3 protein-coding genes are annotated in these 2,248 nt (G+C 64.3%); 1 reads left to right on the forward strand and 2 read right to left on the reverse strand.

Annotated elements, in window-relative coordinates; translation table 11 throughout:
- A partial coding sequence (locus EOA28_RS33070) for a UbiA family prenyltransferase (protein WP_189342335.1) occupies positions 1–442 on the forward strand: 442 nt, incomplete at its 5' end.
- A gap of 192 nt (positions 443–634) precedes the next feature.
- Here EOA28_RS33070 and EOA28_RS33080 read toward each other — a convergent pair.
- Together EOA28_RS33080 and EOA28_RS33085 are read right to left on the reverse strand one after the other, a co-directional pair.
- On the reverse strand, positions 635–1,201 hold the full coding sequence (locus tag EOA28_RS33080; RefSeq protein ID WP_127253394.1) for a DUF6101 family protein: 567 nt from the start codon (positions 1,199–1,201) through the stop codon (positions 635–637).
- A gap of 185 nt (positions 1,202–1,386) precedes the next feature.
- The coding region (locus EOA28_RS33085; RefSeq protein WP_148671017.1) for an FAD-binding oxidoreductase at positions 1,387–2,248 on the reverse strand (862 nt) is incomplete at its 5' end.

Below are 2,248 nucleotides of genomic sequence, written 5' to 3' on the forward strand. Positions count from 1 at the left end.
CTCCTGGGGCGCGCTGATGGGGTGGGCGGTCGAGTTCGGCGACATCGATGACCCGGCGATCATGCTGTATATCGGCTCGATCCTGTGGGTGATCGGCTACGACACGATCTATGCGCATCAGGACAAGGAAGACGACGCCATCGTCGGCGTGCGCTCGACGGCACGGCTGTTCGGCGACAACACCAAGATGTGGCTTAGCGGGCTCTATGGCGGCGCGCTGATCTGCTTCGCCATCGCCTTCGCCTCGGCGCAGGTGCCGATCGTGGCGCTGGCGGGACTGATCGCCGCCGGCGCGCATTTGGGGCGCCAGATCATCCGGCTCGACATCAACAATCCGGACCAGTGCCTGAAGCTGTTCAAGTCGAACAACCAGGTCGGCTGGCTGATCTTCCTGGGGCTGATCGGCGGTTCGGTGTGGATATGGCTGAAGCCGCTGGGGTGATCTCCCTTCTCCCCGTTCTACGGGGAGAAGGTGGCGGCAGCCGGATGAGGGGCAGCGCCAACCTTTGGAGGCAAATTGCAGCGGCGATACAGCGTCTGATCGGGTTTTTGAGGTGGCCAAACATCCAGGTCGGCGCTGCCCCTCATCGCCCTGCCGGGCACTTCTCCCCGTATAGTGACGGGGAGAAGAAACCTACTCCCTTGCAATGATCTCCTGGCCGTCGATGACGAGCCTCAGGCCCAGATTGCCGGCCTTGCGGCGGGCGAGGAAGCGGGGGCGGCGCGTGGTGGAGACGCGGCCCTTGCGGCGCTCCTGCGGCGGCAGCGCCTTGATGGCGGCGCCGAGCGATTCTTCCAGCGTGCGGGCAATGCCGTCGGCCTCGATCAGCAGCATCGGCAGGCGATAGGCGTCGGCCCAGGCGCGCCAGTCGGCGGCGACATCCTCGAGATCGTCGGCGACCAGCAACGGCACCGAGAGCATCGGATCATTGTGCAGGAGCTCGAGCGTCACGGTGACGTTGCCGTCCGGATCCTCCATGGCGCGGGCGGCCACGCCGCGGAACGCCTTGGCGGGCAGCGCGATGATCGCCGGCAAACCGCTCATCTCCAGCATGCGGCGAATGACGGCGCCACGCTGGTCGATGGTGAAGGTCACATCGCCATAGTCGTCGCGGGTGGCGTAGCTCACCACCTGCGGCAGGCGAAACGGGTCGAGACGCATGTTGCGCCCGGCCCAGACTGGCTTCAGTCCAGTGTTCATCGATGTCTTCCCTGTTACTCCTGAGGGCCGTTTTCCGGTTCTCTCAGGGCCGGTTTTTCCGGCCTCGTTATGGGAAGAAATGTTAGCGCTGGCTTCTTACCGGCGCGCTTAAGAAAGTCGGTTAAATTTTGCTGATCGGAGCCGATGGTTATCGGAATGCGACCGCCCACCAGATATGGGAAGGATCAGATAACCTTACCGGGATTCATGATGCCTGCGGGATCGAAGGCGGCCTTCACCCGGCGCATCAGGTCGATGGCCATCGGCGGCGCCGTGGCGATCAGCTCGTCGCGCTTCAGCTGACCTATGCCGTGCTCGGCCGAGATCGAGCCGTGGAAGGAGCGCACGACATCGTGCACGGCCTTGTTCATCGGGTGATAGAGCTCGAGGAACGGCTCGTCCTGCCAATCCACCGGACGCGAGATGTTGTAGTGCAGGTTGCCGTCGCCCATGTGGCCGAAGCAGACCACGCGCGCGCCGGGGCAGACGCCTTCCACCACGCCGGCCGCCTTATCGATGAAGTCGGGGATCGAGGCGATCGGCACGGAGATGTCGTGCTTGATCGAGGCCCCCTCAGGCTTCTGGCATTCGGGCAGCGTCTCGCGGAAATTCCAGAAGGCGTCGCCCTGGGCCAGGCTTGCCGACACCACCGCGTCGCCGACGATGCCTTGCTCGAGGCCGGCTGACAGGATCTCCTCGATCAGCGCCTTGCCGTCCTCCTCGGAGCGTCCGGACGAAATCTGCATCAGCACATACCACGGCCAGTCGTCGGCCAGCGGCCGCGTGATGCCCTGCCCGTGCTTCAGCGTGAAATCGTAAGGCCTTCTGGCGATCAGCTCGAAAGCTGTGAGCGAAGCGCCAGCGCGGCCCATAGCCAAAGTGAACAGCGACAGCGCGTCTTTCGGGGACGACGGCAGGCCGGCAAAGGCGACCTCGCTGCCCTTCGGCTTCGGGAACAGTTTCAGCACCGCGGCGGTGATGACGCCGAGCGTGCCTTCGGCGCCGACGAAGAGGTTCTTCAGATCGTAGCCGGTGTTGTCCTTCTTC

The sequence above is a fragment of the Mesorhizobium sp. M2A.F.Ca.ET.067.02.1.1 genome (assembly GCF_004023285.1).
In the GTDB taxonomy this organism is placed as follows: Bacteria; Pseudomonadota; Alphaproteobacteria; order Rhizobiales; family Rhizobiaceae; genus Mesorhizobium.

Excerpts from the sequence above, each read along its gene's own strand:
- EOA28_RS33080 (WP_127253394.1), bottom strand. The coding sequence starts at position 1,201 with ATGAACACTGGACTGAAGCCAGTCTGGGCCGGGCGCAACATGCGTCTC.